Raw genomic sequence first — 24,652 nt, 5'->3', positions numbered from 1 at the left:
GGTGAGTGCGCCCGGATTCCTGCCCCTGCGACAGCTCGTGCTGGTCGACCTGCTGGGGCTGCTGCTCGCGGTGCGGCCGGGGGAGCGTGCCGTCGTGGCCCTGGACGGGCCGGACGGGGTGGGCAAGAGCCATCTGGCGCGCGAGCTCGTGGCGCTGGCACCGCACGTGGCCGGCCGGGAGCTACACGTGGTCTCGGTCGACGGCTTCCACCACCCCGCTGCGCACCGGCACGCCCGCGGCAGCACGGGGACGACCTGCTACGAGGACTCCTACGACTACGACGCCCTGCGCCGCGCTGTCCTGTGGCCGTTCCGCGCCGGCCAGGACGTCGTGCCGGCCGTCTTCGACGTCGCCCGCGACGTCCCGGTCTTCCCCGAGCCGGTGCCACTGGCCGAGGACGCCGTGCTCCTCGTCGAGGGCGTCTTCCTGCGCCGCCCCGAGCTGCGCGGCGAGTGGGACGCCACCGGTCTGGTCAGCGCCCCGCCCTCGGTGACCGTGCCGCGCGGCAACGCCCGCTTCCCCCGCCTCGCCGGGGCGGACGATCCCGCCGACGAGTCCAACGCGCGCTATGTTGAGGCCCAGGAGATCTACCGGCTCCAGTCCCGCACCTGGGCCCCCGACTGGATCCTGGACAACACCGACCTCCAGCGCCCCGAGCTGGTCTGGCCGGACCCCGACGAACCGCAGTGGTTCGAGCAGTGACGAGGAGCTGACCGCATGCCCCTGGCGCCCGTGCCCTACCGCGTGTCCCGGACGACCCGCATCGAGGCAGCACCTGAGCGGGTCTTCACCGAGCTCGTCGACTTCCGCCGCTGGCGGGACTGGTCGCCGTGGGAGGGCGTTGACCCCGACATGGAGCGCTCCTACTCGGGTCCGAAGTCGGGCGTGGGCTCGGGGTATGCCTGGGACGGCGACAAGCAGGCGGGGTCGGGGTCGATGACCATCACGGGTGCGCAGCGCCCCTCGCGGGTGGACCTGGACCTCCACTTCGAGAAGCCGTTCCCCGCTGACAACGTCATCCGCTTCGACCTGGACCCGGAGGACCTGGGTGTGGCGACGATGGTGACCTGGAGCATGTCGGGGGAGCACACCGGCCTCATGCGCGTCCTGGCCCGGGTGATGTCGATGGACAGGCTGGTCGGCAAGGACTTGGAGAAGGGCCTGGCCCAGCTCAAGGACCTCATCGAGCCCTGACCCACCGAGCGCCGCTCGTGATTGCTCTGCGCCCCACCGAGCGTCGCTCGTGGTTGCCGGAGGGCAATCATTCGCGACGCTCGGTGGGTCAGAGGACCTTGGCGAGGAAGTCCTGGGTGCGGGCCTGCTGCGGGTTGCCGAGCACCTCGCGCGGGTCGCCCTCTTCGACGATGACGCCGTCAGCCATGAAGACCAGCTTGTCGCCGACCTCGCGGGCGAAGCCCATCTCGTGCGTGACGACCATCATCGTCATGCCCTCGGCGGCCAGCGTCTTCATGACGTCGAGCACGTCGCCGACGAGCTCGGGGTCCAGGGCCGAGGTCGGCTCGTCGAAGAGCATCATGTCCGGGTCCATCGACAGCGCCCGCGCGATGGCGACCCGCTGCTGCTGGCCACCGGACAGGTGGGCGGGGTAGGCGTCCACCTTCTCGGTCAGCCCGACCCGCTCCAGGTTGGCCCGCGCGACCTGCTCGGCCTCCTTGCGCCCGCGCTTCTTCACCCGCTGCTGGGCGATGGTGAGGTTGCGCAGGACGGTCATGTGGCTGAAGAGGTTGAACTGCTGGAAGACCATGCCGATCCGGGAGCGGACGGCGTCCAGCTCGGTCTCCGGGTCGGTGATGTCGATGCCCTCGATGAGCACCTGACCGGCGGTGGGCTCCTCCAGCCGGTTGACGCATCGCAGCAGCGTCGACTTGCCCGAGCCGGAGGGGCCGATGACGCAGACCACCTGCCCGGCGTCCACGTGGAAGTCGATGCCGGTGAGCACCTCGTTGTCGCCGAAGGACTTGTGCAGGTCGCGGACCTCGATCGCGGGGGCGCTGGGGTCGACCTGCTGGGTGGGGTGGAGTGCCGTCATGTCAGCGGGACCTCTTCTGTCGGCGCTCCAGCCAGGCGACCAGCTGGGTGAGCGGCAGCGTGATCGCGAGGTAGAGCAGGCAGGCGAAGACCAGCGACGTCGCCGTCCCGGCGGAGGGGCCGCTGGTCATGAAGTCCCGAGCCATCGTCGTGAGCTCCTTCTCGTTGACGGCCATCCCGACGACGAAGAGCAGCGAGGTGTCCTTGATGAGGATGACGAGCTCGTTGGTCAGCGGCGGGACCACGATGCGCAATGCCTGCGGCATGACGACGGTGGCCATGGTCCAGGGACCGTTCATGCCCAGCGACCGGGCCGCCTCGGTCTGCCCCTTGGGCACCGCCTCGATGCCGGCGCGCAGCGTCTCGGCCATGTAGGCGCCGGCCACGAGCATCAGGGCGACCAGCCCGGCGCCGATGGTGCCCCCAGGCGGGCGCCATCCGAAGGCGATGGGCACTCCGAAGGCCATGAAGAGGATGACGACCAGGGCAGGCAGCCCGCGGAACAGCTCGATGTAGGCCGTGGCCACCCAGCGGAACGGGGCGATCGGGGCCAGCTTCATCAGCACAAGGACCAGCGCCAGCACGAAGCCGCCGACGAAGGAGATCAGCGTGTAGAGGACGGTGTTGCGCGCGCACCGACGCTGACGAAGTCCTGCCAGTTCTCGGTGAAACCCTCGCGCATGAAGAAGTTCTCGCGGATCGCCTCTCGGTCGGCGACCAGGACGAGGCCACCGACCAGGAGGACGAAGAGGGCGTACAGCGAGAGCCGGACACCCCGCTGCCGCTGGGTGCGGGTCAAGGAAGGCATCTGCGTCGTCGACTCAGCCCTCGGCGCTGAAGTAGGTGTCGTAGATGGTGTCGTAGTCGCCGCTGTCCCGCAGCGCGCTCAGCTGCTCGTTGACCGCCTCCACCAGCCCGGTGTTGTCCTGCTGCATGGCGAAGCCGTACTGCTCGTCGGTGGAGTACTCCTCGACGATCATGAAGCCGCCCTGGCGGGCGTTCTCCACGTTGACCGGCAGGTCCTGCAGGATGGCGTCCACCTGGCCCGCCTGGATCGCCTGGAACATCTCGGGGTTGCCCGGGAAGGCGGTGATGGTGGCGTCCGCGGCGTTCTCCTGCGCGTAGGCCTCGCCGGTGGTCGACTGCTGCACGGCGACCCTGGCCCCGGCGAGGTCCTCGATGCTGGCGATGTCGGAGTCCTCGGGGACGAGCAGCGACTGCTGGGAGTCGTAGTAGCCCTCGGAGAACGCGAGGTTCTCCTGCCGGTCCTCGGTGATCGTCATGGCCGAGGCCGCGACGTCGCAGTCACCGGAGTTCAGGGCCAGGCCCGACTCGAGGGCGTCGAAGGAGGAGTCCTTGACCTCGAGCTCCAGCTCCAGCCCGTCGGCGATGGCCTGCATCAGGTCGATGTCGAAGCCGCTGTAGCCGGACTCGGTGGAGGAGTCCTCCATCTCGAACGGCTCGTAGGGGACCTCCGAACACACCGTCAGCGTGCCCTCGGTGATGAGCTCCATCTCGGCGGCGCCGGCCTCACCACCCGAATCGGAGTCGTCGGAGCCGCAGGCGGCGAGGGAGAAGGCCAGGGCGCTGGCCGCGATCACGGGAAAGAGCGAATTCTTCGTCATGGGCGCACCATACGTCCGGCCCGGGCGAGACATGCTCACCCGGGCCGGATCGTGACCGAATCGATGCCTGTCAGGCGTCCGCGGCCTCCTCGACCGCCTCCTCGGCGGCCTCGGCGTCCTCGTCCATCCAGTCGAAGGTCTTGGTGACCGCCTTCTTCCACTGGCGCAGGAGCCGCTCGCGCTCAGCCTCCTTCATCTGCGGGCTCCAGCGCTGGCCCTCCTCCCAGTTGTCCACGACGTCCTGCTCACCGGAGAAGAAGCCGACGGCGATGCCCGCGGCATACGCCGCGCCCAGCGCCGTCGTCTCCGCCACCTTCGGGCGGACCACGTCCACGCCGAGGATGTCGGCCTGGAACTGCATGAGCGTCTCGTTGGCGACCATGCCGCCGTCGACGCGCAGCTCGGTGAGCTCGACACCGGAGTCGGCGTTCATCGCGTCGGACACCTCCCGCGTCTGGAAGGCGGTGGACTCCAGCGCCGCCCGGGCTATGTGATTCCTGTTGACGTAGCGCGTCAGCCCGACGATCGCGCCGCGGGCGTCGTCCTTCCAGTAGGGCGCGAAGAGCCCGGAGAAGGCCGGGACGATGTAGCACCCGCCGTTGTCGTCGACCTGGGTCGCGAGCTTCTCGATCTCCGGCGCGTCCGAGATGAGGCCGATGTTGTCCCGCAGCCACTGCACCAGCGAGCCGGTCACCGCGATCGAGCCCTCGAGGGCATACACCGCATCCTGGTCCCCGATCTTGTAGCAGACGGTGGTGAGCAGACCGTTCTCGCTGGGGACGATCTCGGTGCCGGTGTTGAGCAGCATGAAGTTGCCGGTGCCGTAGGTGTTCTTGCTCATGCCCTTCTCGAAGCAGGCCTGCCCGAAGGTGGCGGCCTGCTGGTCACCGAGGATCCCGGCGATTGGCACCTTGAGCTTGGTGCTCTCGCCGTAGACCTCGGCCGAGGACTTGATCTCCGGGAGCATCGACATCGGTATGCCCATGTCGCCGGCGACCGTCTCGGACCAGGACAGCGACTTCAGGTCCATGAGCATGGTGCGCGAGGCGTTGGTCACGTCGGTGACGTGCACGCCGCCCTCCGTGCCGCCGGTGAGGTTCCACAGCACCCAGCTGTCGGTGTTGCCGAAGAGCAGGTCTCCGGCCTCGGCGCGGTCCTTGGCCCCCTCGACGTTGTCGAGGATCCACTTGACCTTCGGGCCGGAGAAGTAGGTCGCGAGCGGCAGCCCGCAGATGTCCTTGTACTTGTCCGCGCCGTCGTCACCACCCAGCTCGGCGACGATCTTGTCGGTCCGGGTGTCCTGCCAGACGATGGCGTTGTAGACCGCCTCACCGGTGTTCTTGTCCCACACCACCGCGGTCTCGCGCTGGTTGGTGATGCCGATCGCCGCGAGGTCGTCGTTGCCGAGACCGCCCTTGCCGAGCGCGGTGCCGATGACCTCCTTGGTGTTCTCCCAGATCTCGGCGGGGTCGTGCTCGACCCAGCCGGCCTTGGGGAAGATCTGCTCGTGCTCCTTCTGACCGACCGAGTGGATCTCGCCGCTCTTGGTGAACACGATGGCTCGGGTGCTGGTCGTTCCCTGGTCGATGGCCAGGACGTAGTCAGCCATGGACTTGCTCCTTCACGTCGTTGTGCATGGTCGATGGGGGAGTGCGGTCAGCCGTAGAGGGCAGCCACGAGACCGGCGATGACACCGCCGATGAGCGGGCCGACGACCGGGACCCAGGAGTAGCTCCAGTCGCTGCTGCCCTTGCCGGGGATCGGCAGCACCGCGTGCGCGATGCGGGGGCCGAGGTCTCGTGCGGGGTTGATGGCATACCCGGTGGGGCCACCGAGGCTGGCCCCGATGCCGACGACGAGCAGCGCCACCGCGAGCGGGCCGAGCTCGTTCGGCGTGTTGCCGAACATGATGACGACGAAGACCAGCACGAAGGTGCCGATGATCTCGGTCGCGAGGTTCCACCCGTAGTTCCGGATCTCCGGCCCGGTGGAGAAGACGCCCAGCTTCGCCGCGGGGTCGCCGTCGGCGTCGAAGTGCTGCTTGTAGGCGACCCAGCACAGCACCGCGCCGAGGAAGGCGCCGAGCATCTGGGCGGCGAGGTAGACGACCATGTTGCCGACGTTGGCGGCGACACCGGGCGCGAACTCCTCGGCCCCGTTGGCCAGCAGACCCACGGTGACAGCCGGGTTGATGTGCGCCCCGGACTTGTAGGCGGTGAACACGCCGGCGAAGACGCCGAGGCCCCAGCCGAAGTTGATGAGCAGCCAGGCGGCGCTGGCACCACCGCCGGTGCCCTTGGTCTTGGGCAGGATCGCGTTGGCGACCACGCCGCAGCCGAAGAGCAGCAGCATCATGGTGCCGAGCACCTCGGAGACGAAGATCTCTCCCACGGGATGTTTCCTTTCGTGTCACCTACGGGTCCGGGCGGGCGCCCGGTCCCGTCAGTCGGACGCCTCGGCCCCCGAGCCCATCGCCTCCAGCGGGGCGACCTCACCGAGGTCCCCCCGCACGCGGGCGGCGCTCTGGTCGTCCGGCTCGGCCGCCGCGGCGATCTCCGCCTCGGCGCGCGCCGTGTAGGCCTCGATCTCGGACTGCGTCCGCGCCTCGTCCCACCCGAGCTCGGCCGCGGCGATCGCGGCGATCTCCGGCACCGTGTGCAGGCCCTTGTCCGGCGCCTCGTAGATAAGCCGGGTGCGGCGCATCATGAGGTCCTCGAGGTGCAGCACGCCCTCGGTGCGGCAGGCGTGGGCGACCTCGGCCCGCAGGTAGGCCGTCGAGTGCTCGAGCGTCTGCGCGAGCGAGGGATCCTGCTCGATCATCGCCAGGAGCTCCTCGACGAGCGAGCCGTAGCGGTGCAGCAGGTGGTCGGTCATCTGCTCGGACCAGCCGAACTGCTCGCGCAGCGCGGGCATACGGCGGCGCATCGCGGCCTCGCCCACAGCGCCGAGCAGCGGGATCTGGTCGGTGATGCAGGGCAGCTCCGCGGCGCGACCGCCGAGGGCGAAGTCGACGGCGTCCTTGGCCATGACGCGGTAGGTCGTGAGCTTGCCGCCACCGATGACGGTCAGGCCGGGCACCGGGCTGGCGACGGTGTGCTCCCGGCTGACCTTCGCCGAGTCGGTGCCCTCCTTGGTGCCGGGCTGGAGCAGCGGCCGCAGACCGGCATACCAGCCGACGACGTCGTCGCGGGTGAGCGTGGTCTTGAGGACCGCGTTGGCGTGGTCCAGGACGTAGTCGATGTCCGCCGCCGTGGCCACCGGGTTCTGCCGGTCCAGCTCCCACGGCGTGTCGGTGGTGCCGAGGATCCAGTAGCGCGACCACGGGATGAAGAAGAGCACCGACTTCTCGGTCTGCAGGAACAGTCCCGAGGTGCCCTGGATGAGCTCGCGCGGGATGACCAGGTGTATGCCCTTGGACGCCAGGACGTTGAGGCCGCCGTCGGTGTCGGCCAGGTCGGAGACGTCGTCGGTCCACACCCCGGTGCAGTTGATGATGTGCCGGGCGCGCGCCTCGAAACGCTCCCCGGTCTCGAGGTCGGCCAGCTCGGCCCCGATCGCGGTGCCGTGCTCGTCCTTGACGATGCGGACCACCTCGGTCCGGCTGGCGGCGTGCGCGCCGTAGGTGTGGGCCGTCCGGACCAGCGTCGACACGAGCCGTGCGTCGTCGACCGTCGCGTCGTAGTACTTCACGGCACCGATCGCGGTGTCGTGCCGCAGGTCCGGGAACTGTTTGCTCAGGCCGCTTCGCGTCGTGTGCTGGTGGATGGGCAGCGCACGGCGGCCCGGCATGATGTTGGCGAGCAGGTCGTAGAGGGTGACGCCGGCTCCGTAGTAGGCGCGCTGCCAGACGCGGTGCTCCAGCGGGATGAGGAAGGGCATCGGCTTGACCAGGTGCGGTGCCAGGGTCTTGAGCAGCAGCCCGCGCTCGGTGAGCGCCTCGTGGACCAGCTTGAAGTCGAGCATCTGCAGGTAGCGCAGGCCGCCGTGCACCAGCTTGGTGGACCACTGCGAGGTCCCCGAGGCCCAGTCCTGGGCCTCGACGATCGCGGTCGACAGGCCGCGGGTCGCGGCGTCCAGGGCGGTCCCCGCCCCGGTCACGCCACCGCCGATCACCAGCACGTCGAGCGGTTCACCACCCGTCGCGGAGTCGCGGAGCGCCCGGAGGGCCTGCTCGCGGCTGGCGGGGCTGAGTGATCGTGGCTGCATGTGGTCGCCTCTCGTGTCCGTGGTGATACTGCGCGCTCACGATCCTGCCGTGCGGTGCTGCACCGCGCAACAGCGCCGTGGGGTCGGAACCGCGGCCGCACCGGTGTCGCCCCCACGACGGTCGTGCGGCAGGCTGGGGGCATGCTGCGCACACTGGGCTCCGGGACCGGGGGCGTGCGGGCCTACGGGCTCCAGGACGTCCGGCGTGCCCTGGATGTGTGCGCGCAGGACCCGGTGACCAACGTCTTCGTCGCGGCGCGGATCCAGGAGAGCGGCCTGGTGGGCACGCGTGGCCCGCTGTTCGGCTACGAGGCCGCGGGGGAGCACGCGCTGTGCTGGTGCGCGGCCAACGTCGTCCCCGTGGCGGCGAGTCCTCGGGCGATCGGTGCGCTGGCCGGCAAGGTCGTGAAGCGGCGTGCGTCCGCCAGCTCGATCTTCGGCCCGGTGGACCAGGTGCTCGACCTCTGGTCCCGGTTGGAGCCGCACTGGGGAGCGGCCCGCGAGGTGCGGGAGAACCAGCTGGTCCTGACGATGCAGGAGCGCCCCTCCGTCCTGGGCGTGCCGATCGACCACCGGGTGCGCCCCGCCCGGGCCGACGAGCTGGACCTCGTGGTGCCGGCGGCCGCAGCCATGTTCACCGAGGAGATCGGCTACCCGCCCTACCGCGGCAGCAGCGGGGCATACCGTCGCGCCGTGGCGGGGCTCATCGAGCAGGGCCACACCCTCGTCCGGGTGGAGGACGGCGAGGTCGTCTTCAAGGCCGACCTGGGGTCGGTGGCTCTCGGTGCGGCGCAGGTCCAGGGGGTCTGGGTCCACCCCGACTGGCGCGGCCGAGGTCTGGCCGCACCCGCGATGGCCGCCGTGGTCGAGCACACGATCGAGCACGTCGTCCCCGTGGTCACGCTCTACGTCAACGACTTCAACGCCCCCGCGGTCGCGACCTACCGCCGGGTCGGGTTCGTCCAGACGGGCACCTTCGCCACCGTGCTGCTCTGACCCGCCGGCTCAGCCGGTGAGCCGCGCGTGCAGGAAGGTCCAGGCCAGCGCGTGCCAGGTCGCCCACTGCGCCGCCGTGCTGGCCCCGCCGTGACCACCCTCGGTGTTCTCCCAGTAAGTGACGTCCCGGCCGTGCTCCTCCAGCAGCGCCGCCATCTTGCGCGCGTGGCCGGGGTGCACCCGGTCGTCCCGGGTGGACGTGGCGAGGTAGACCGGAGGTGTCGGGCGGTCCGGGTCGAAACGCTGGTAGGGCGAGAAGGTGCGCAGCCACTCCCACTGCTCGGGATCGTCGGGGTCGCCGTACTCCGCCATCCAGGACGCCCCGGCCAGCAGCTCGTGGTAGCGCGCCATGTCGAGCAGCGGCACCTGGCACACCACCGCCCCGAAGTCCTCGGGATATCCGGTCAGCATGTTGCCGACCAGCAGGCCGCCGTTGCTCCGCCCGGTGGTGCCGAGGCGGGGGACCGAGGTGACGCCCCGGGCGACCAGGTCGCGCGCGACCGCGACGAAGTCCTCGTAGGCCCGGTGCCTGCTCTCCTGCAGCGCCGCCTGGTGCCAGCGCGGCCCGAACTCCCCACCGCCGCGGATGCCGGCGACGACGTGGACGTGGCCGTGCGCCAGCCACGCCCGACCCACGATCGGGTCGTAGGCGGGTGTGAGGGCGTGCTCGAAGCCGCCGTAGCCGTGCAGGACCGTCGGGGTGGAGCCGTCCGCGGGCAGGTCGGCGGGACTCACCTGCCAGTAGGGGACCGGTGTCCCGTCGGCGGACGTCGCCCACTCCTGGGTCACCGTGAGCCCGGTCGCGTCGAAGCGCTCCGGTGCGGCCTTGAGCACCTCGACCTCGACGTCCGCGCCTGCACCTGTCCGGACCAGCGACAGCCGCATGGGCTGCAGGAAGCCGGTCGTCACGAGCCACAGGTCGTCGCTGCGGTGCTGGTCGACCGCCGCGACGCTGACCGTGCGCAGGCCGATGTCCAACGCGTCCGTCAGGTCCTTGGTCTCCCACCCCTGATCGGTATGCCGGTGCGCCTGGACGGTGTGCCGGACGTCGACGAGGGTGGTGGTCACCAGCCGGGAGGCGGTCCAGGTGAGGTCGAGCAGGGCCGACCGGTCGTCCGGGGCGACCAGCGTCGTCCAGGCCGCGGAGCCGGCGTCGGCCAGGACGTCCGCCAGCGGGGCCACGACGAGGGAGCCCGCGGGGAAGGATGTGCCAGGGCCGGGCTCCCAGGCGTGCCGGAGGCGGACCGCGACGTGCTCGCCGTGGATCGAGGTCTCGGCGCTCTCGGGCAGGTCGAGGCGCTGCACCCCCTCGTCGGTGAGCACGAGCGTGTGACTGCGGTAGAAGGCCACCGCGTGGTGGAGCACGGTCTGCCCCTGCTCCTGGTCGTGCTGGACGAAGAGTCCCAGGTCCTCCTCGGGGATCGTGTGGACGACCTCGGCCTGCGCCATCGGGGTGCCGCGGCGCCAGAGGCGGGCCGTCCGGGGGTAGCCCGAGCGGGTCGCGCCCGTCGGGTCGTCCGCGGTGGTGAGGTAGACGTGGTCCCGGTCCCGCCAGGTCAGGCTGCCCTTCGCCTCGGGCTTGGCGAAGCCCTCCGGCGCCGGCACGAACTCCCCGGTCGTCAGGTCCAGCTCGCGGGTGGTGCCGGCGTCCGAGCCGCCCCGGGACAGGTGCACGAGGGCGCGGTCGGCGTCGGGCCGGAGCACCCGGGCTCCCTGCCAGACCCACGGGACGTCCTCCTGCGCCGCCAGCGCGTCGACGTCGACGAGCACCTCCCAGCGCGGGTGCTCGGTGCGGTAGGACTCCCAGGTGGTGCGTCGCCAGACGCCGCGAGGGTGCTCGGCGTCGGTCCAGAAGCCGTAGAGGTGGTCACCGACCTGGGCGACGAGAGGTATGCGGTCGCTCGCCTCGAGCGCGTCCTGGATCCCGGCGTGCAGCTCGTCGTGGAGGGGGTGCGCCTGGAGCGTCCGCTCACTGGTCGCGCTGCGCTCGCGGACCCACGCGAGGGCGGCATCCGACTCCACCTCCTCGAGCCAGCGGTGCGGATCGGCGGGGGAGGAGGTGGTCGTCATCCGGCTATGCCATCACACCGCGGTGACGGACCCGCGCAGCAGCCAGGCGATGGCCGGACCGACGCGCTCGGCCCAGGCGGCCTCGACGTGCCGGGCGCCGGAGTCGTAGACGTAGCGGACGGGCACACCGGCTCGCCGCAGCGAACCCAGCAGCCGCTCCGCGTCGAGGACGTACCGCTGCTGGATCTCCGGGTCGTCCGGCTCCTCCTGGCCGCCCACGTCCAGGTAGACCCGACCCGGGACCGTGACGGCCCTCGTCACGGCGGCGTCCTCGACGTCGGCCAGCGCCTGCTCGCCCGGCCACCAGAAGGCCGGGGAGAAGAGCCCGGCGCCGCCGACCACGTCCGGCCTGCTCGCCCAGAGGTCGGCGCTCACCACCGCGCCGAGCGAGCTGCCCGCGACGACGGTGTGCTCGGGCCCGGGCCGGGTGCGCAGGACGTCGTCGACTGCCGGCTTGAGCTCGTCGAGCAGGAACCGTCCGTAGTCGGCCGCCCTTCCGCCGCCGTGCTCCGGGTGCGCGTAGCGGGTGTACTCCTCACCGCGCAGCTCGGGATGACAGGGCACCGCGACGACGACCACCTCGATGCCCTCGGCCGCCAGGCGGGTCATGGCACGGTCCACGTGCCACACCTCTCCGGCGAAGGAGGCCCGCGGGAGGAACATGTTGTGCCCGTCGTGGAGGTAGAGCACCGGGTAGCGGTCCGACGAGCCGTCATAGTCGGGCGGCAGCCAGACGTACACCTTGCTGCGCCGGTCCAGGTGGGGCAGCTCCAGGTCTGGCCACATCCGCAGGTCACCGAGGATCCCGTCCTCGCGGACGGGCAGGAGGTCCGAGGCGTCGAGCTGCATCGCCCCAGGCTAGGACAGGCCCGTCCGGTGGGCGTCTGTCGGAACGGTCTGCTGAGGTGTGGTGTCGGTCCCGTCCCGGGCCGACACCACACGAGAGACGAAGGAGTCCTCATGAGCCTGTCCCGTCGTCGAGGGACGCTGGCCGCCGCTGCGGCCGGTGCCATGGTCACGTCCGCCCTGGTGGCGGCACCCTCGGGTGCCGCACCGTCGAAGAACGGGTGCGACAACCGCAGCAACAACACCTACGCCAAGCTCCTGGAGTGCGTCCGTGTCGACGGTGTCATGGAGCACCTCGAGACCTTCCAGCAGATCGCGGACGACAACGGGGGCAACCGCGCCTCCCTGACGCCCGGCTACGACGCCAGCGTCGACTACGTCGTCGAGGTCCTGGAGTCGGCGGGGTGGTCGGCCGAGGTCGTGCCCTTCACCTACGACGCCGTCGACTCCACCCTCGAGCAGCTCACCCCGCAGCAGACGGAGTGGCCGCACGCCGACGCCACGGGGACCGGTGAGGGTGACGTCACCGCGGAGGTGGTGCCGGTCGACATCAACCTCGACCCGCCGCGCGCGAACTCCAGCGGCTGCCAGGCCGAGGACTTCGCGGGCTTCCCCAGCGGCGCGATCGCGCTCGTCCAGCGGGGATCGTGCCCGTTCGCCGACAAGGCGGTCAACGCCGAGGCCGCCGGTGCCTCCGGGGTCGTCATCTTCAACCAGGGCGACACCGACGCCGCCGACCGGACCGGCGTGCTCAACCCGACCCTGGGTGGTGACGGCGTCGTCGACATCCCGGTCGTCGGCACCTCCTACGCCGCCGGCGAGTCGCTCGCGCAGGAGGGCTCCACGGCCCGGATCGCCGTCGACTTCTACGGCGCGACGTCATACAACGTCATCGGCGAGCTCGCCGGACGCACCGACGGCAACGTCGTCATGGCCGGCGCGCACCTCGACTCGGTCCCGGCCGGCCCCGGCATCAACGACAACGGGTCCGGCTCGGCCGGCCTGCTGGAGGTGGCCGAGCAGATGTCCAAGAGCCGCCCGCACAACACCGTGCGCTTCGCGTGGTGGGGTGCCGAGGAGCTGGGCCTCCTGGGCTCCCGCACCTGGGTCGACCAGCGCAGCGAGGCCGAGCTCGACGAGATCGCGCTCTACCTCAACTTCGACATGATCGGCTCGCCGAACTACTACCTCGGCGTCTACGACGCCGACCAGTCCAGCTTCGCCGCACCGGTCGTCGTCCCCGAGGGCTCGGAGGACATCGAGGAGACCTTCGAGTCGTTCTACACGCTGCGCGGTGAGCCCTACGACGACTCCGCCTTCAGCGGCCGGAGCGACTACCAGGCGTTCATCGACAACGGCATCCCCTCCGGTGGGCTCTTCACCGGCGCCGAGGTCGTCAAGACGCCGGAGCAGCAGGAGATCTGGGGCGGCGTCGCGGGCGAGTCCTTCGACCAGTGCTACCACCAGGAGTGCGACACCATCGACAACCTGGACGAGGGCGCCCTGGACGTCAACGCCGACGCCGTGGCCTTCGCTGTCTTCCGTTACGCCGCGTCGACCGAGGCGGTGAACGGCGTCCCGGGGCGTGCGGTCCCCGGGAGGTTCGAGATCCCGGCCCCCGCCGGTCCCGAGCACACCTTCGCCGGTCCGCTGGGTGGCGACGACCACGACCACGACCACGAGGACGAGCACCAGTGAGGCACTGAGCCACGCTGGTCGAGCGAGGCCCGGCGGGCACACGCCCGCCGGGCCTCCGGTCTGCCAGGACCTAGGCTGAGCGGTATGCCGCTCGACGTCGACGCCGTCCGTGCACAGTTCCCCTCGCTCGCCGGAGGGACCGCGTTCTTCGACGGACCCGGCGGCTCGCAGACCCCCGCCGTGGTCGCCGAGGCCGTGGCGAGCACGCTGACCAGCCCGCTGTCCAACCGCGGCACGGTAACGGACTCCGAGCGCCGGGCCGAGGAGACGGTGCGCGCGGCGCGGTCGGCCCTGGGCGACCTGCTGGCTGTCGACCCGGCGACCGTGATCTTCGGCCGCAGCATGACCGCGCTGACCATGGACCTCGCCCGCACCCTCGCCCGGTGCCAGGGCTGGGGTCCGGGCGACGAGGTGGTCGTCACCTCCCTGGACCACGACGGCAACATCCGTCCCTGGGTCACCGCCGCGCTCGCGGTCGGCGCGACCGTCCGGTGGGCCGAGGTGGACCCTGCCACCGGCGAGCTGCCGGTGGAGGCCGTGACCGCCGTCCTGTCCGACCGGACGCGCCTGGTCGCGGTGACCGGTGCCGCCAACCTCATCGGCACCCGGCCCGACCTGCCGGCGATCAGCGCGGCAGCCCACGAGGTCGGAGCCCTCGTCCACGTCGACGCCGTCCACCTGGCGGCCCACGACCGGATCGACACCGCCGCCCTGGGCGCCGACCTGCTCTCCTGCTCGCCCTACAAGTTCTTCGGGCCGCACCTCGGCGTGCAGACCGGCCGCGCCGAGCTGCTGGAGCGGCTCCGGCCGGACAAGCTGCTGCCCTCCACCGACGCCGTCCCCGAGCGGTTCGAGCTCGGCACGCTGCCCTACGAGCTGCTCGCGGGAGCGACGGCCGCGGTCGACCTCATCGCCTCGCTGGGGGAGGGGTCCACCCGGCCGGAGCGGCTCACCTCCGCCTTCACCGTGATCGAGGAGCACGAGGACGGCATGCGCCGACGCGCGGAAGAGGGGCTGTCAGCGATCCCGGGGCTCACCCTCTGGTCGCGGGCGCAGCGCCGGACGCCGACGTTGCTGTTCACCGTCGACGGCGTGGACCCGGCGGCGATCCACCGGCACCTCGCGAGCCTGGACGTCAACGCGCCGGCCTCGCACTTCTACGCCTGGGAGCTGTCCCACCGCCTCGGTCTCGGCGCGGCCGGCGGCGTCCGGGCCGGCATGGCGCCCTACACCACGGCGAGAGAGGTCGACCGCCTCGTGGACGGTGTCGCGCAGGCGGTCTCCGCCTGAGAGACGCCCGCGCAAACCCGTCGAGGCGGGAGCCGCGCGCCGGGTACCCTCGTAGCGCCGGTGCGCACCGGCATACCGCGACGAATCCCCCTGCCACCCCGAGGAGTGCCCCCACGTGGTCATGCGCCTGTCGACCCTGTTCCTGCGGACCCTGCGCGAGGACCCGGCCGACGCCGAGCTGCCCGGGCACAAGCTGCTCGTGCGGGCCGGCTACATCCGGCGGGCCGCCCCGGGCATCTACTCCTGGCTGCCGCTGGGTCTGAAGGTGCTGCGCAAGGTCGAGGCGATCGTCCGTGAGGAGATGGACGCGATCGGCGGCCAGGAGCTGAGCTTTCCCGCGCTGCTGCCGCGCGAGCCCTACGAGGCGACCAACCGGTGGACCGAGTACGGCCCGCTCATCTTCCGGCTGCAGGACCGCAAGGGCAACGACATGCTGCTCGGCCCCACCCACGAGGAGATGTTCACCCTCGCGGTCAAGGACATGTTCAGCTCCTACAAGGAGCTGCCGCTCACGCTCTACCAGATCCAGACGAAGTACCGCGACGAGGCGCGCCCCCGCGCCGGGCTGCTGCGCGGGCGCGAGTTCATCATGAAGGACTCCTACTCCTTCGACGTCGACGACGCGGGGCTGGAGCAGGCCTACCGACGTCACCGCGAGGCCTACGTCAGGATCTTCGACCGGCTCGGCTTCGACTACGTCATCGTCTACGCAGACTCCGGGGCGATGGGCGGCTCGGCCAGTGAGGAGTTCCTCGCCGTCAGCCCGGTGGGGGAGGACACCTTCGTGCGCTGCGAGGCGTCCGGGTATGCCGCCAACGTCGAGGCGGTCGTCGTGCCCCAGGCTCCCGCGGTCGACGTGGCCACGGTCGAGGCCACCCCGGCGGCCCACGTCGAGGACACCCCGGACAGTCCCACCATCGCGACCCTCGTGGCGCAGGCCGACGCGCTGCACCCGCGCGCGGACGGGCGCGGATGGACCGCCGCCGACACGCTGAAGAACGTCGTCGTCATGCTCGAGCACCCGGACGGCAGCACCGAGCCGCTGGCCATCGGCCTGCCCGGCGACCGCGAGGTCGACGCCAAGCGGCTCGAGGCCCAGGTGGCGCCGGCCTCCTGGCGCCCCTTCGAGGAGGCCGACTTCGCCGCCTACCCGATGCTGGCCAAGGGCTACATCGGCCCCGGCGTGCTGGGGGAGCAGCGGAGCAGTGGTATCAGATACCTCCTCGACCCGTCCGTCGCGCAGGGCTCGGCCTGGGTCACCGGCGCCGACGAGCACGGCAGGCATGTCTTCGACCTCGTCGTCGGACGTGACTTCACCGCCGACGGCACGATCCAGGCCGGCGAGATCCGCGAGGGCGACCCCAGCCCCGACGGGGCCGGCCCGCTCACCCTCGCCCGCGGCATCGAGATGGGGCACATCTTCCAGCTCGGCCGCAGCTATGCCGAGGCCCTGGGCCTGCAGGTGCTGGACGAGAACGGCAAGCTCGTGACGGTGACCATGGGTTCCTACGGCGTCGGGGTCTCGCGCGCCGTGGCCGCCGTCGCGGAGGCGACGCACGACGACCTCGGGCTCGTGTGGCCACGCGAGCTGGCGCCCGCCGACGTGCACGTCGTCGCGACCGGCAAGGACGCGGCCGTCTTCGAGCACGCCGAGGGTCTCGTCGCCCAGCTCGGCGAGGCCGGGCTCGAGGTCATCTACGACGACCGGCCCAAGGTCAGCCCCGGCGTGAAGTTCAAGGACGCCGAGCTGCTCGGGGTGCCCACCATCGTCGTCGTCGGCAAGGGCCTCGCCGACGGCGTGCTGGAGGTCAAGGACCGGCGCACCGGTGACCGGCGCGAGGTGGTGGTGGCGGACGCCGTGGCGGCGGTGCGGGCGCAGGTCGGTGGCGCCGACAGCGGCGACGCTCCCGCTCGCGGCTGACGGCATACCCCGGCGTGCTGGAGAGCCTGGACCTGGAGCCTCGGGTCGTCGTCTTCCTCGCCCTGGCGGGACTCGCCGCGGGCTTCATCGACGCGGTTGTCGGTGGCGGTGGGCTCGTGCAGCTCCCGGCGCTGCTCGTCGGCCTTCCCGGCGCGACACCGGTGCAGCTGCTCGCCACCAACAAGCTGGGCTCGATCTGCGGCACCACGGTGAGCTCGGTCACCTACTTCCGCCGGATCCGCCCGGACCTGCGCACGGCGGTCCCCCTCGCCCTGGCGGCCTTCGCCGGCAGCGCGGGCGGAGCGGCGCTGGCCTTCCTCATCAGCAAGGAAGCCTTCAACCCCATCATCCTCGTGGTGCTCGTGGCGGTCGGGGCCTACACCCTGCTCAAGCCGTCCATGGGACAGCTGCAGGCGCTGCGCTTCGGCCATGCGCGTCGCAAGCACCTGGGGACGGCGGTCGTCATCGGGGTGGTCGTCGGGGCCTACGACGGCGCCCTCGGGCCGGGCACCGGCTCGTTCTTCGTCTTCGCCCTGGTCAGCGCCCTGGGGTATGGCTTCCTCGAGGCGAGCGCGAAGGCCAAGATCGCCAACCTCGCCACCAACCTCGCGGCGCTCGTCGTCTTCGTGCCGCAGGGCGCCGTGATCTGGTCGGTCGGCCTGCTGCTCGGAGCCGCCAACGTCCTCGGGGGCTACCTCGGGGCACGCGTCGCGGTCGCGCGCGGCAGCGGCTTCGTCCGGGTCGTCTTCGTGGTCATCGTGGTCGCCTTCATCCTCAAGATCGGCTGGGACACCGGGCGGCAGCTCCTCGGCTGACGGCTCACGGCGGCAGCGCGCGGGCACCGCACCCGCCGAGCAGGTCCACGGCCGAGGTGGTGCGCTCCCACGTCGGGGTGTCCGGTCCCACGAGCCGGACGACGTGGGTCGCACCGTCGACAGGGTCGATCTCGACCCGGGTGGGGTGGTAGGCGAACCCGGTGCTCAGCCGGCCCTCGTCGTCCCGCCGCACGGTCGCGACAGCCACCATGCCCTCCTGGGTGCCGGGGGCCAGCGCCGGGTTGACGTCGAAGCCCTGGTTCGACAGGACGTTGCCCAGGCCGTGGATGACGTGCTGTTCCCCGATCCGCTCGCAGGGCTGGATCACGTGCGCGTGGGTGCCCAGGACGAGGTCGACGTCGGGCGACTCCAGCAGCTCGCGTGCGAGCCGGGTCTGGTCCTGCGTCGGGAGGACCTGGTACTCCTGGCCCCAGTGCATCGACACGACCACCACGTCGGCGCCCTCGCGGCGCGCGGCCCGGGCCTGCTCCCGGATGCCCTCGCCGCCGATCGAGGGCCACGACGCGAGCTCGAGCCAGGGTGCCTCGGCGGGGATGTGCGTCGTCGGGCTGCCCTCGTTGGGGTAGGTGTAGGTGTAGGCCAGGTGGGCCACGGTGACGGGGTCACCCGAGGCGACCGGGACCCGGTAGGTCTCCGCCCGGCCGGAGCGGTCCCGGGACGCGGTCGGCCCGGCATACCCCAGACCGGCGTCCCGGACCACCGCCTCGGTGGTCGCGAGTCCCTCGAGCCCCTGGTCCATCGTGTGGTTCGACGCGAAGTCGCACCCGTCGATCCCCGCACCGGCCAGCGCTGTCGCGAGCTCGGGCGGGGTGTTGAAGGTCAGGGTCCCGGGCGCGGTCAGCGACGAGTGGTCCGACGACAGCGGCGTCTCGAGATGACACAGGGCGAGGTCGGCCTCCGACAGCAGCGGGGAGACGTCGTCGAACATGGGGGAGTAGTCGAAGACGTCCTCGCCGCCGGACTGCCGGGCGAACTCGCGGGCCGACTCGTTGACGGCGTGGTGGGCCAGGACGTCCCCGGTGGCGGCGATGGTGATCTCGAAGGGTCGCTGCGCGAAGGGGCGCTGCGTGCTCGGGGCCGACTCCGGTGCCGCTGAGGTCGACGTCGGGGGAGTGGCGGGGCCTCCTGGCCGTCGTCGGAGGGAGCGGGTGGGGGACTGCGTCGGGGATCCGACCGGGTCGGGGCCGTCGTCGGCGGTCCGTCCTGCGGGGGCGGCCCGGTGCAGCCGAGCACCGCCATCGGGCCGAGCAGGACCACGGCCAGCCGCGGGGCGGCTGTCGGGGTCCTGCGTGAGGCCCCATGGGGCGTAGCCGGTGCCCCAGCGGTCGACGTAGCCCGACGTCGTCCTCGCGCAGGGCTGCCCCGAGCGCTCCGGTCTGCTCCGGTCGACGACGTTGACCGACTGTCCCTGGATCATGTCGAAGCCGGTGATCGGCACCATGAGCGAGATGGTGTCTCCGGTCGAGCTCGCGCAGCAGCGGGGTGAGGGCGACGAAGTCCTGGAGGTCGATGTCGACGGTGACCTTGACGTTGCCGTGCAGGTTTGCGACCAGCTCGGGGAAGGCGCGAGGGTCGTCCGCGAGCCGCTCCTGCAGCGGCCCATCATGCCGACGAGGACGGCTCGCTGCCGCTCGGTGCGGTCGAGGTCACCCAGCGGGAGACCCTTGCGCTGCCGGCTGTAGATGAGCCCGTCGGTGTTCTCCAACCACAGTGGTCCCTCGTCGAAGACGACCTGGCGCCCGGTGGAGCCGACCGTGACGGAGGAGGCGTGCTTGTTGTCGACCTCGAAGCCCTCGAGCCAGCGGGTGAGGTTGATGAAGCCCTGGAAGTTGGACTGGACGACGTAGTCGATCTCGACCCCGCCCAGCAGGTCGGAGACGGTGCGGCGCAGGGTGTCGGTCCCGCCCTGGGCGAAGGCGGCGTTGATCTTGCCCTGCCCCATGCCGGGGATGTCGACCCACATGTCGCGGGTGAGCGAGACCAGGGCCACCTCGCTCCGGTCCTCCGGCAGGTGCATGAGCATGATCGTGTCCGACGCGCCGGTCATCGACGCGGGGTCCCGGGAGTCGGTGCCGATGAGCAGGATCGTCACCGGCCCGTCCGCCAACGGGGAGTCGGGGGTGGTCTCGCGCGGCTCCGCGGAGCTGGTCGTCCCGGGTGTCCTCGTCGCGGTCGTCGCCGCCGTCTCCGCCCCCGTCGTGCCCTGCGCGGCGCTGTCGGGAGGCGTGCTCGTGGCATCCTCCTGCGCCACCGGTGCCGAGGTGGCCGAGCTCTCCGAGGTGGGGGTCGTGGCATCCCCCGTGGCTGCTGCGGTGGTCGGAGCCGTGTCGGAGGTGACCTGCTCGCCCGGGCCGCAGCCGACGAGCAGCAGCGTCAGGGTGAGACCGGCGGTGACGGGTGAGGTGCGCACGCCCCCATCCTCGCAAACTCCGGCCCCGTCGCCGAGCCTCACGGCAGGGCGGCCGGGTCCTCGGTCGGCAGCCCGCAGACGGTGCCGTGGCAGACCACGGCCGCCGACGGCGGGGGAGCGGCCGGCCCGTCGGTCGACCGGTGCAGGACCAGGGTCCCGACGGGTGCCCGGCGCGTGGTCGCCGCGAGCTCTGGCGACGCCGAGGGCCCGAGCCGGACGACCGTCGGTCCCGCGGTCAGCTCCTCGGCCGCGACGAGGGACCACCCGGTGAACCGGGGCGCCTGCCGGGCCTGCTCGCTGACGTGCGTCAACGCGTCCCGTGCCGCCTCGAAGCATCCGGGAGGTCCGCCCTGGGCGCCCAGGCGCACGAGGGCCACCGCGATCGCGGAGAGTCCTCCCGGCTCCGCGTTGTCCCCGGTCGTCGTCGGGTCCAGCACCAGGCGGTCTGCGTCGGTCCCGGTGCCGGCGACGGATCCGTCCGGCCGCACGAAGAGCGACCGTGCGGCCGTGAGCAGGTCATCGGCCGCCGCCAGCCAGGACGGGTCGCCGGTCGCCCGGTGCAGCGCGAGCAGACCGTCGGCGAGGTTGCCGTGGTCCTCGGCCACGGCGAGGGCGCCACCGACGGTCCCGTCCCGCGAGCTGCGCCGCAGCCGACCCTCGACCACGTGCTCGCGCAGGAGGAAGCGCGCGCACCGGGCCGCGACGTCGACCCAGTCCTCCTCGTCGAAGGCCCAGCCGGCGTGCGCCAGCACCGCCACGAGCAGACCGTTCCACGCCGTGACGACCTTGTCGTCCCGGCCGGGCTGGGGGCGCAGGCTGCGCTGCACGTCCAGGCGTTGCCGGGTGGCTGCCCACCAGGGCGCGTCGTCGGGGTCGGCGATCAGCTGGAGGGTCGACCGACCGTGCTCGAAGGTGCCCGCGGGGGTGACCCCGAGCAGGTCGGCTGCCCGCTCCCCATCACCTTCGCCCAGCGCGGCGACCAGCTCGTCGCGGGTCCAGGTGTAGGTGGCGCCCTCGACCCCGTCGGTGTCGGCGTCCAGCGAGCTGGCGAAGGCCTCCTGCTCGGTCCACAGCTCGCGCAGGAGCCACTCGACGGTCTCCCGGACCACGCGCTCTGCCCAGGGGCGGGACGCCGGGTCGGTGCGGGCGAGGTCGGTGTAGACGCCCAGCAGCAGCGCGTTGTCGTAGAGCATCTTCTCGAAGTGCGGGACCACCCAGGCCCGGTCCACGGCATACCTCGCGAAACCGCCGCCCACCTGGTCGTACATCCCCGAGCGGGCCATCCGCTCGCAGGTGTGGCGCACCATCTCCAGGGAGCGCGCCTCGCCCGTCCGGGCGTGGTGCCGCAGCAGGAAGGCCAGGACCATCGAGGGCGGGAACTTCGGGGCGCCGCCGAAGCCTCCCCACTGCGGGTCGGCATCCGCCGCGAGAGAGCGCGCCGCCTCGTCGGCGAGTCGGGCGTCCAGCCCCTCCGCGCCGCCTGCCGCTGCGCGCTGCTGCGCCTCGGTGAGCGTCCGCACGACCTCTGCGCCGCCGTGCTCCAACCGTGGCCGGTCCTGCTGCCACTGCACCGACGCGGCCCGCAGCAGCTGGAGGAAGCCGTCCCTCGGGAGGTAGGTGCCGGCCCAGAAGGGCTCACCGGTGGGCGTGAGCAGGCACGTCATGGGCCACCCGCCCTGCCCGGTGAGGGCCGTCAGCGCGCTCATGTAGGCGGCGTCGACGTCGGGGCGCTCCTCCCGGTCGACCTTCACCGTCACGAAGCCGACACGCAGCACCTCGGCGACCTCGTCGTCCTCGAAGGACTCGTGCGCCATGACGTGGCACCAGTGGCAGGCGGCATACCCCACCGAGAGCAGGACCGGCACCCCGCGACGCCCGGCCTCCTCGAAGGCCTCCGGGCCCCACTCCCACCAGTCGACCGGGTTGTCCGCGTGCTGCTGGAGGTAGGGCGAGGTGCTGGACGACAGGCGGTTGGGCATGCACCCAGTCTGCCTCGGCCGATCTCACCGGTGGGGTGCCGGCCCGAGCGACAACGTGCGACGGTCCTCGGCGCACCGTGCCCTGAGGACCGTCGCGATCGAGCGGTCCTCAGGGCAGGGTCATGCCGGGGAAGGCCGTGGTGCCGGCCCCGAGCCGGCGGGACCATGCGGTGGCCTCGACCGTGAGCCGCAGGGTGGACCCGACCTGAGCGGGGTCGGACCCGGCGCGGTCGGCGACCCGCAGGACCGCGGGGGCGATGTCCGCGACCACCGCCCGGGCCAGCCCCTCGCGGTCCGAGCGGCTCGCGAGCGGCTCGGGCAGGTCGTAGCCGAGCGGTGGCACCGGGGCGGCGTCGCCGGCCAGCGTGGTCAGGGTCCTGGTCATCCCCCGCAGCGGAGCGAGGACCGCCTCGTAGGCCTCACGCTCCTCGCCACCGGACCGGGCGGCGACCACCTCGAGGGCGTAGACCGCGGGACGGGCGGTCGCGAGGATCGGCACCGCCGCGGCACCGGTCGGCCCGCTGAGCGCCGGCCAGTCGACCGGCGCCCCCGCCCGGTCCGCGCTGAACAGCTGCTGGGCCGCCAGGGAGAGCAGCATGGGGCGGTTCGTGGCGGTCGACGCGCCGATCTCCTCGACCATCACCTCTCGGTCCGCGCGCACCGTGCGACCCAGGGTCAGCAGGTCCGACGGTGCGGAGCTCGTCGCGGCGTCGTCGGGCGGGCTCGTGCCGACTGCGGGATCATCGCTGCCCGAGGGGCGCTCGAGCGCGGTGAGCAACAGCTCCAACCGTTCCGCCTGGAGCGTCCACAGCTCGTCGAGGCGGCGCACGAGCGCCCGCTGCTCCGACGTCGGTTCGACCTGCGCGAGCGCGCTGCGGTAACCGGCGACGCGGTGACGTGCGGCACGGATCAGCGGCAGGTCCGGTGCGTCCGGACCGGACTCCTGGGCCGGTGGCTCGGGAGCCCACGGGGTCCGCAGCCGGTCACCGCTGCACCCGGACAGCATCGCTGCCGCGCCCGCCCAGGCCGCGGCACGCAGCGCGGTGCGCCGGGGGACCGGGACGGGTGGCATGACCGTCATCCTCGCAGACGGTAGGGTGTGTGCCCCGGACGGCACCGCCGCGCCCACCCACCCGTGCGCGCCCGTCGCGGGCACGACAGCAGAAGACGAGGAGCACGCCATGGACGCACGCGCGGCCGCCGCCACGATCACGCGGCACGCGACCGAGGCGCTGGCGGACACCGATCTCGACGTCGTGGTGGACGGCGTGACCGTCCAGGAGGCAGGACGCCGCCGCCTCGTCCGGGTGCTGCTGGCACGTGACCTGTCGGGCCTGTCGCCCGACGACGTCACCTCGACCGTGCAGCCACTGAGCCTGGACGAGGTCTCCGAGGCGACCCGGAGCGTGTCCGCCGCGGTGGACACCTGCTCGGTCATGGGCGAGCGCCCCTACACCCTGGAGGTCGGGTCGACCGGGCTGGACCGGCCGCTCACCGAGTTCGCCCACTTCCGACGCAACGTGGGCCGGCTGCTCAAGGTCAGCCGGTCCGACGGGAGCACCCTGGAAGGTCGACTGCTGGAGGCCGGACCGGAGCACCTCACGATCGCTGGCCACGACCCGCTGCCGCTGGCCGACGTGGCCAAGGCGACGGTCCAGGTGGAGTTCAGCAGCCCCGAGCGGAAGGACGCATGATGGATATCGACATGGCAGCGCTGCGCATGCTCGAGCGCGAGCGCGAGATCCCGATGGACGTCATCGTCGAGGCCATCGAGCAGGCGCTGCTCTCGGCATACCAGCGCGTCGACGGCCACGCGCGGCACGCCCGGGTCGAGCTCGACCGCGCCTCCGGGCACGTCACCGTCTGGGCCCGCGAGGACCCTCCCGTGAGCGAGGACGGCACGCCGGGGGAGCCCGGACCTGAGTACGACGACACCCCCGAGGGGTTCGGGCGGGTGGCGGCGGCCACGGGCCGACAGGTCATCGCCCAGCGCATGCGCGACCTCGAGGACGACGCCGTGCTCGGCGACTTCCGGGGCCGCGAGGGCGACATCGTCTCCGGCATCATCCAGCAGTCCAACGACCCCCGCCGAGTCCTCGTCGACTTCGGGACGATCGAGGGGGAGTTGCCCGTCTCCGAGCAGGTGCCCGGCGAGAGCTACGAGCACGGGCAGCGGCTGCGCTGCTTCGTGGTCAGCGCCAAGCGCGGCCTGCGCGGGCCGCACGTCACCCTGTCCCGGACCCACCCCAACCTCGTGCGCCGGCTCTTCGCCCTGGAGGTGCCGGAGATCGCCGACGGGACCGTCCAGATCCAGGCGGTGGCGCGTGAGGCGGGCCACCGGACCAAGATCGCCGTGCACTCCACCGTGCCCGGGGTCAACGCCAAGGGGGCGTGCATCGGGCCGATGGGGCAGCGCGTGCGTGCCGTCATGGCCGAGCTGCAGGGCGAGAAGATCGATATCGTCGACTACGTGGACGACCCGGCGCAGTTCGTCGCCGCGGCGCTGTCTCCGGCCAGGGTGTCCTCGGCCACCATCGTCGACGGTCGGGTCAAGCAGGTACGCGTGGTCGTCCCCGACTACCAGCTGTCCCTCGCCATCGGGCGCGAGGGTCAGAACGCCCGGCTGGCCAACCGGCTGACCGGGTGGAAGATCGACATCCGGGCCGACACCGAGGAGCAGGTCGACGGCGGGGTGGACGCCGCGGCGACCGACGCCGGCGTGTAG

The 24,652-nt window shown here is 72.0% G+C and carries 21 protein-coding genes; 9 read left to right on the top strand and 12 right to left on the bottom strand.

All coding sequences use genetic code 11. The annotated features are described in order from the left end of the window. Position 1 precedes the first annotated feature (1 nt). Together FU792_RS09740 and FU792_RS09735 are read left to right on the top strand one after the other, a co-directional pair. Complete coding sequence (locus tag FU792_RS09740; protein ID WP_022925694.1) at positions 2 to 703, top strand: nucleoside/nucleotide kinase family protein; 702 nt, start codon at positions 2 to 4, stop codon at positions 701 to 703. A gap of 15 nt (positions 704 to 718) precedes the next feature. Then, positions 719 to 1,195 (top strand): SRPBCC family protein, encoded by a 477-nt coding sequence (locus FU792_RS09735; RefSeq protein ID WP_022925693.1) that lies wholly within the window; start codon positions 719 to 721, stop codon positions 1,193 to 1,195. Positions 1,196 to 1,283: 88 nt separating this feature from the next. On the opposite strand, the gene FU792_RS09730 is transcribed toward FU792_RS09735, so the two are convergent. The 7 genes from FU792_RS09730 to FU792_RS09705 all read right to left on the bottom strand — a co-directional run bounded on the left by FU792_RS09730 (position 1,284) and on the right by FU792_RS09705 (position 7,881). Continuing rightward, entirely contained in the window at positions 1,284 to 2,051 is a 768-nt protein-coding gene (locus tag FU792_RS09730) for an amino acid ABC transporter ATP-binding protein (RefSeq protein WP_022925692.1), read from the bottom strand. A gap of 1 nt (position 2,052) precedes the next feature. After that, positions 2,053 to 2,634 carry an amino acid ABC transporter permease gene (locus FU792_RS09725; protein ID WP_238705966.1) on the bottom strand — a complete coding sequence of 194 codons (582 nt, stop codon included), beginning with the start codon at positions 2,632 to 2,634 and terminating at the stop codon, positions 2,053 to 2,055. A gap of 20 nt (positions 2,635 to 2,654) precedes the next feature. Further along, positions 2,655 to 2,858: a hypothetical protein gene (locus FU792_RS17920; RefSeq protein WP_238705965.1), complete on the bottom strand. Its 204-nt coding sequence runs from the start codon at positions 2,856 to 2,858 to the stop codon at positions 2,655 to 2,657. A gap of 13 nt (positions 2,859 to 2,871) precedes the next feature. Continuing rightward, positions 2,872 to 3,675, bottom strand: a complete 804-nt coding sequence (locus FU792_RS09720) for a transporter substrate-binding domain-containing protein (protein ID WP_028131148.1) — start codon at positions 3,673 to 3,675, stop codon at positions 2,872 to 2,874. Between the two features lie 70 nt (positions 3,676 to 3,745). After that, positions 3,746 to 5,284 carry a glycerol kinase GlpK gene (gene glpK, locus FU792_RS09715; protein ID WP_022925689.1) on the bottom strand — a complete coding sequence of 513 codons (1,539 nt, stop codon included), beginning with the start codon at positions 5,282 to 5,284 and terminating at the stop codon, positions 3,746 to 3,748. Positions 5,285 to 5,331: 47 nt separating this feature from the next. Further along, positions 5,332 to 6,066, bottom strand: a complete 735-nt coding sequence (locus FU792_RS09710; RefSeq protein WP_022925688.1) for an MIP/aquaporin family protein — start codon at positions 6,064 to 6,066, stop codon at positions 5,332 to 5,334. Positions 6,067 to 6,117: 51 nt separating this feature from the next. Beyond that, entirely contained in the window at positions 6,118 to 7,881 is a 1,764-nt protein-coding gene (locus FU792_RS09705; protein WP_149814715.1) for a glycerol-3-phosphate dehydrogenase/oxidase, read from the bottom strand. A gap of 141 nt (positions 7,882 to 8,022) precedes the next feature. On the opposite strand from FU792_RS09705, the gene FU792_RS09700 reads away from it, so the two are divergent. After that, the gene (locus FU792_RS09700) at positions 8,023 to 8,877 is read left to right on the top strand and encodes a GNAT family N-acetyltransferase (RefSeq protein ID WP_022925686.1); all 855 of its coding nucleotides are present in this window, start codon (positions 8,023 to 8,025) and stop codon (positions 8,875 to 8,877) included. 9 nt (positions 8,878 to 8,886) lie between these two features. Here the strand turns inward: FU792_RS09700 and FU792_RS09695 are convergent, their stop codons facing one another. Then, positions 8,887 to 10,947 (bottom strand): prolyl oligopeptidase family serine peptidase, encoded by a 2,061-nt coding sequence (locus tag FU792_RS09695; protein WP_022925685.1) that lies wholly within the window; start codon positions 10,945 to 10,947, stop codon positions 8,887 to 8,889. A 12-nt stretch (positions 10,948 to 10,959) separates the two neighbouring features. After that, on the bottom strand, positions 10,960 to 11,796 hold the full coding sequence (locus FU792_RS09690) for an alpha/beta hydrolase (RefSeq protein WP_022925684.1): 837 nt from the start codon (positions 11,794 to 11,796) through the stop codon (positions 10,960 to 10,962). A gap of 111 nt (positions 11,797 to 11,907) precedes the next feature. Here FU792_RS09690 and FU792_RS09685 point away from each other — a divergent pair, with 111 nt between their 5' ends. The 4 genes from FU792_RS09685 to FU792_RS09670 all read left to right on the top strand — a co-directional run bounded on the left by FU792_RS09685 (position 11,908) and on the right by FU792_RS09670 (position 17,517). Continuing rightward, positions 11,908 to 13,491: a M28 family metallopeptidase gene (locus FU792_RS09685; RefSeq protein ID WP_028131147.1), complete on the top strand. Its 1,584-nt coding sequence runs from the start codon at positions 11,908 to 11,910 to the stop codon at positions 13,489 to 13,491. An 84-nt stretch (positions 13,492 to 13,575) separates the two neighbouring features. Beyond that, the gene (locus tag FU792_RS09680) at positions 13,576 to 14,781 is read left to right on the top strand and encodes a cysteine desulfurase-like protein (RefSeq protein WP_022925682.1); all 1,206 of its coding nucleotides are present in this window, start codon (positions 13,576 to 13,578) and stop codon (positions 14,779 to 14,781) included. A gap of 121 nt (positions 14,782 to 14,902) precedes the next feature. After that, on the top strand, positions 14,903 to 16,702 hold the full coding sequence (locus FU792_RS09675; RefSeq protein WP_033419009.1) for a proline--tRNA ligase: 1,800 nt from the start codon (positions 14,903 to 14,905) through the stop codon (positions 16,700 to 16,702). Between the two features lie 14 nt (positions 16,703 to 16,716). Further along, a complete protein-coding gene (locus FU792_RS09670) occupies positions 16,717 to 17,517 on the top strand; it encodes a TSUP family transporter (protein WP_022925680.1) in 801 nt (266 codons plus the stop codon). Between the two features lie 4 nt (positions 17,518 to 17,521). On the opposite strand, the gene FU792_RS09665 is transcribed toward FU792_RS09670, so the two are convergent. The 3 genes from FU792_RS09665 to FU792_RS09655 form a co-directional block, all read right to left on the bottom strand. Next, a complete protein-coding gene (locus tag FU792_RS09665; protein ID WP_149814714.1) occupies positions 17,522 to 19,948 on the bottom strand; it encodes a CapA family protein in 2,427 nt (808 codons plus the stop codon). Positions 19,949 to 19,986: 38 nt separating this feature from the next. Further along, on the bottom strand, positions 19,987 to 21,927 hold the full coding sequence (locus FU792_RS09660) for a thioredoxin domain-containing protein (RefSeq protein ID WP_022925677.1): 1,941 nt from the start codon (positions 21,925 to 21,927) through the stop codon (positions 19,987 to 19,989). A gap of 109 nt (positions 21,928 to 22,036) precedes the next feature. Then, positions 22,037 to 22,999 carry a ferritin family protein gene (locus FU792_RS09655; RefSeq protein ID WP_022925676.1) on the bottom strand — a complete coding sequence of 321 codons (963 nt, stop codon included), beginning with the start codon at positions 22,997 to 22,999 and terminating at the stop codon, positions 22,037 to 22,039. Positions 23,000 to 23,108: 109 nt separating this feature from the next. On the opposite strand from FU792_RS09655, the gene FU792_RS09650 reads away from it, so the two are divergent. Together FU792_RS09650 and nusA are read left to right on the top strand one after the other, a co-directional pair. Then, on the top strand, positions 23,109 to 23,621 hold the full coding sequence (locus tag FU792_RS09650) for a ribosome maturation factor RimP (RefSeq protein ID WP_022925675.1): 513 nt from the start codon (positions 23,109 to 23,111) through the stop codon (positions 23,619 to 23,621). After that, entirely contained in the window at positions 23,621 to 24,652 is a 1,032-nt protein-coding gene (nusA, locus tag FU792_RS09645) for a transcription termination factor NusA (RefSeq protein WP_022925674.1), read from the top strand. Before FU792_RS09650 ends, nusA begins: the two co-directional genes overlap by 1 nt.

This window comes from Serinicoccus marinus DSM 15273, assembly GCF_008386315.1.
Lineage (GTDB): Bacteria > Actinomycetota > Actinomycetes > Actinomycetales > Dermatophilaceae > Ornithinicoccus > Ornithinicoccus marinus.
This window is presented reverse-complemented; position numbering and strand designations above follow the sequence as displayed.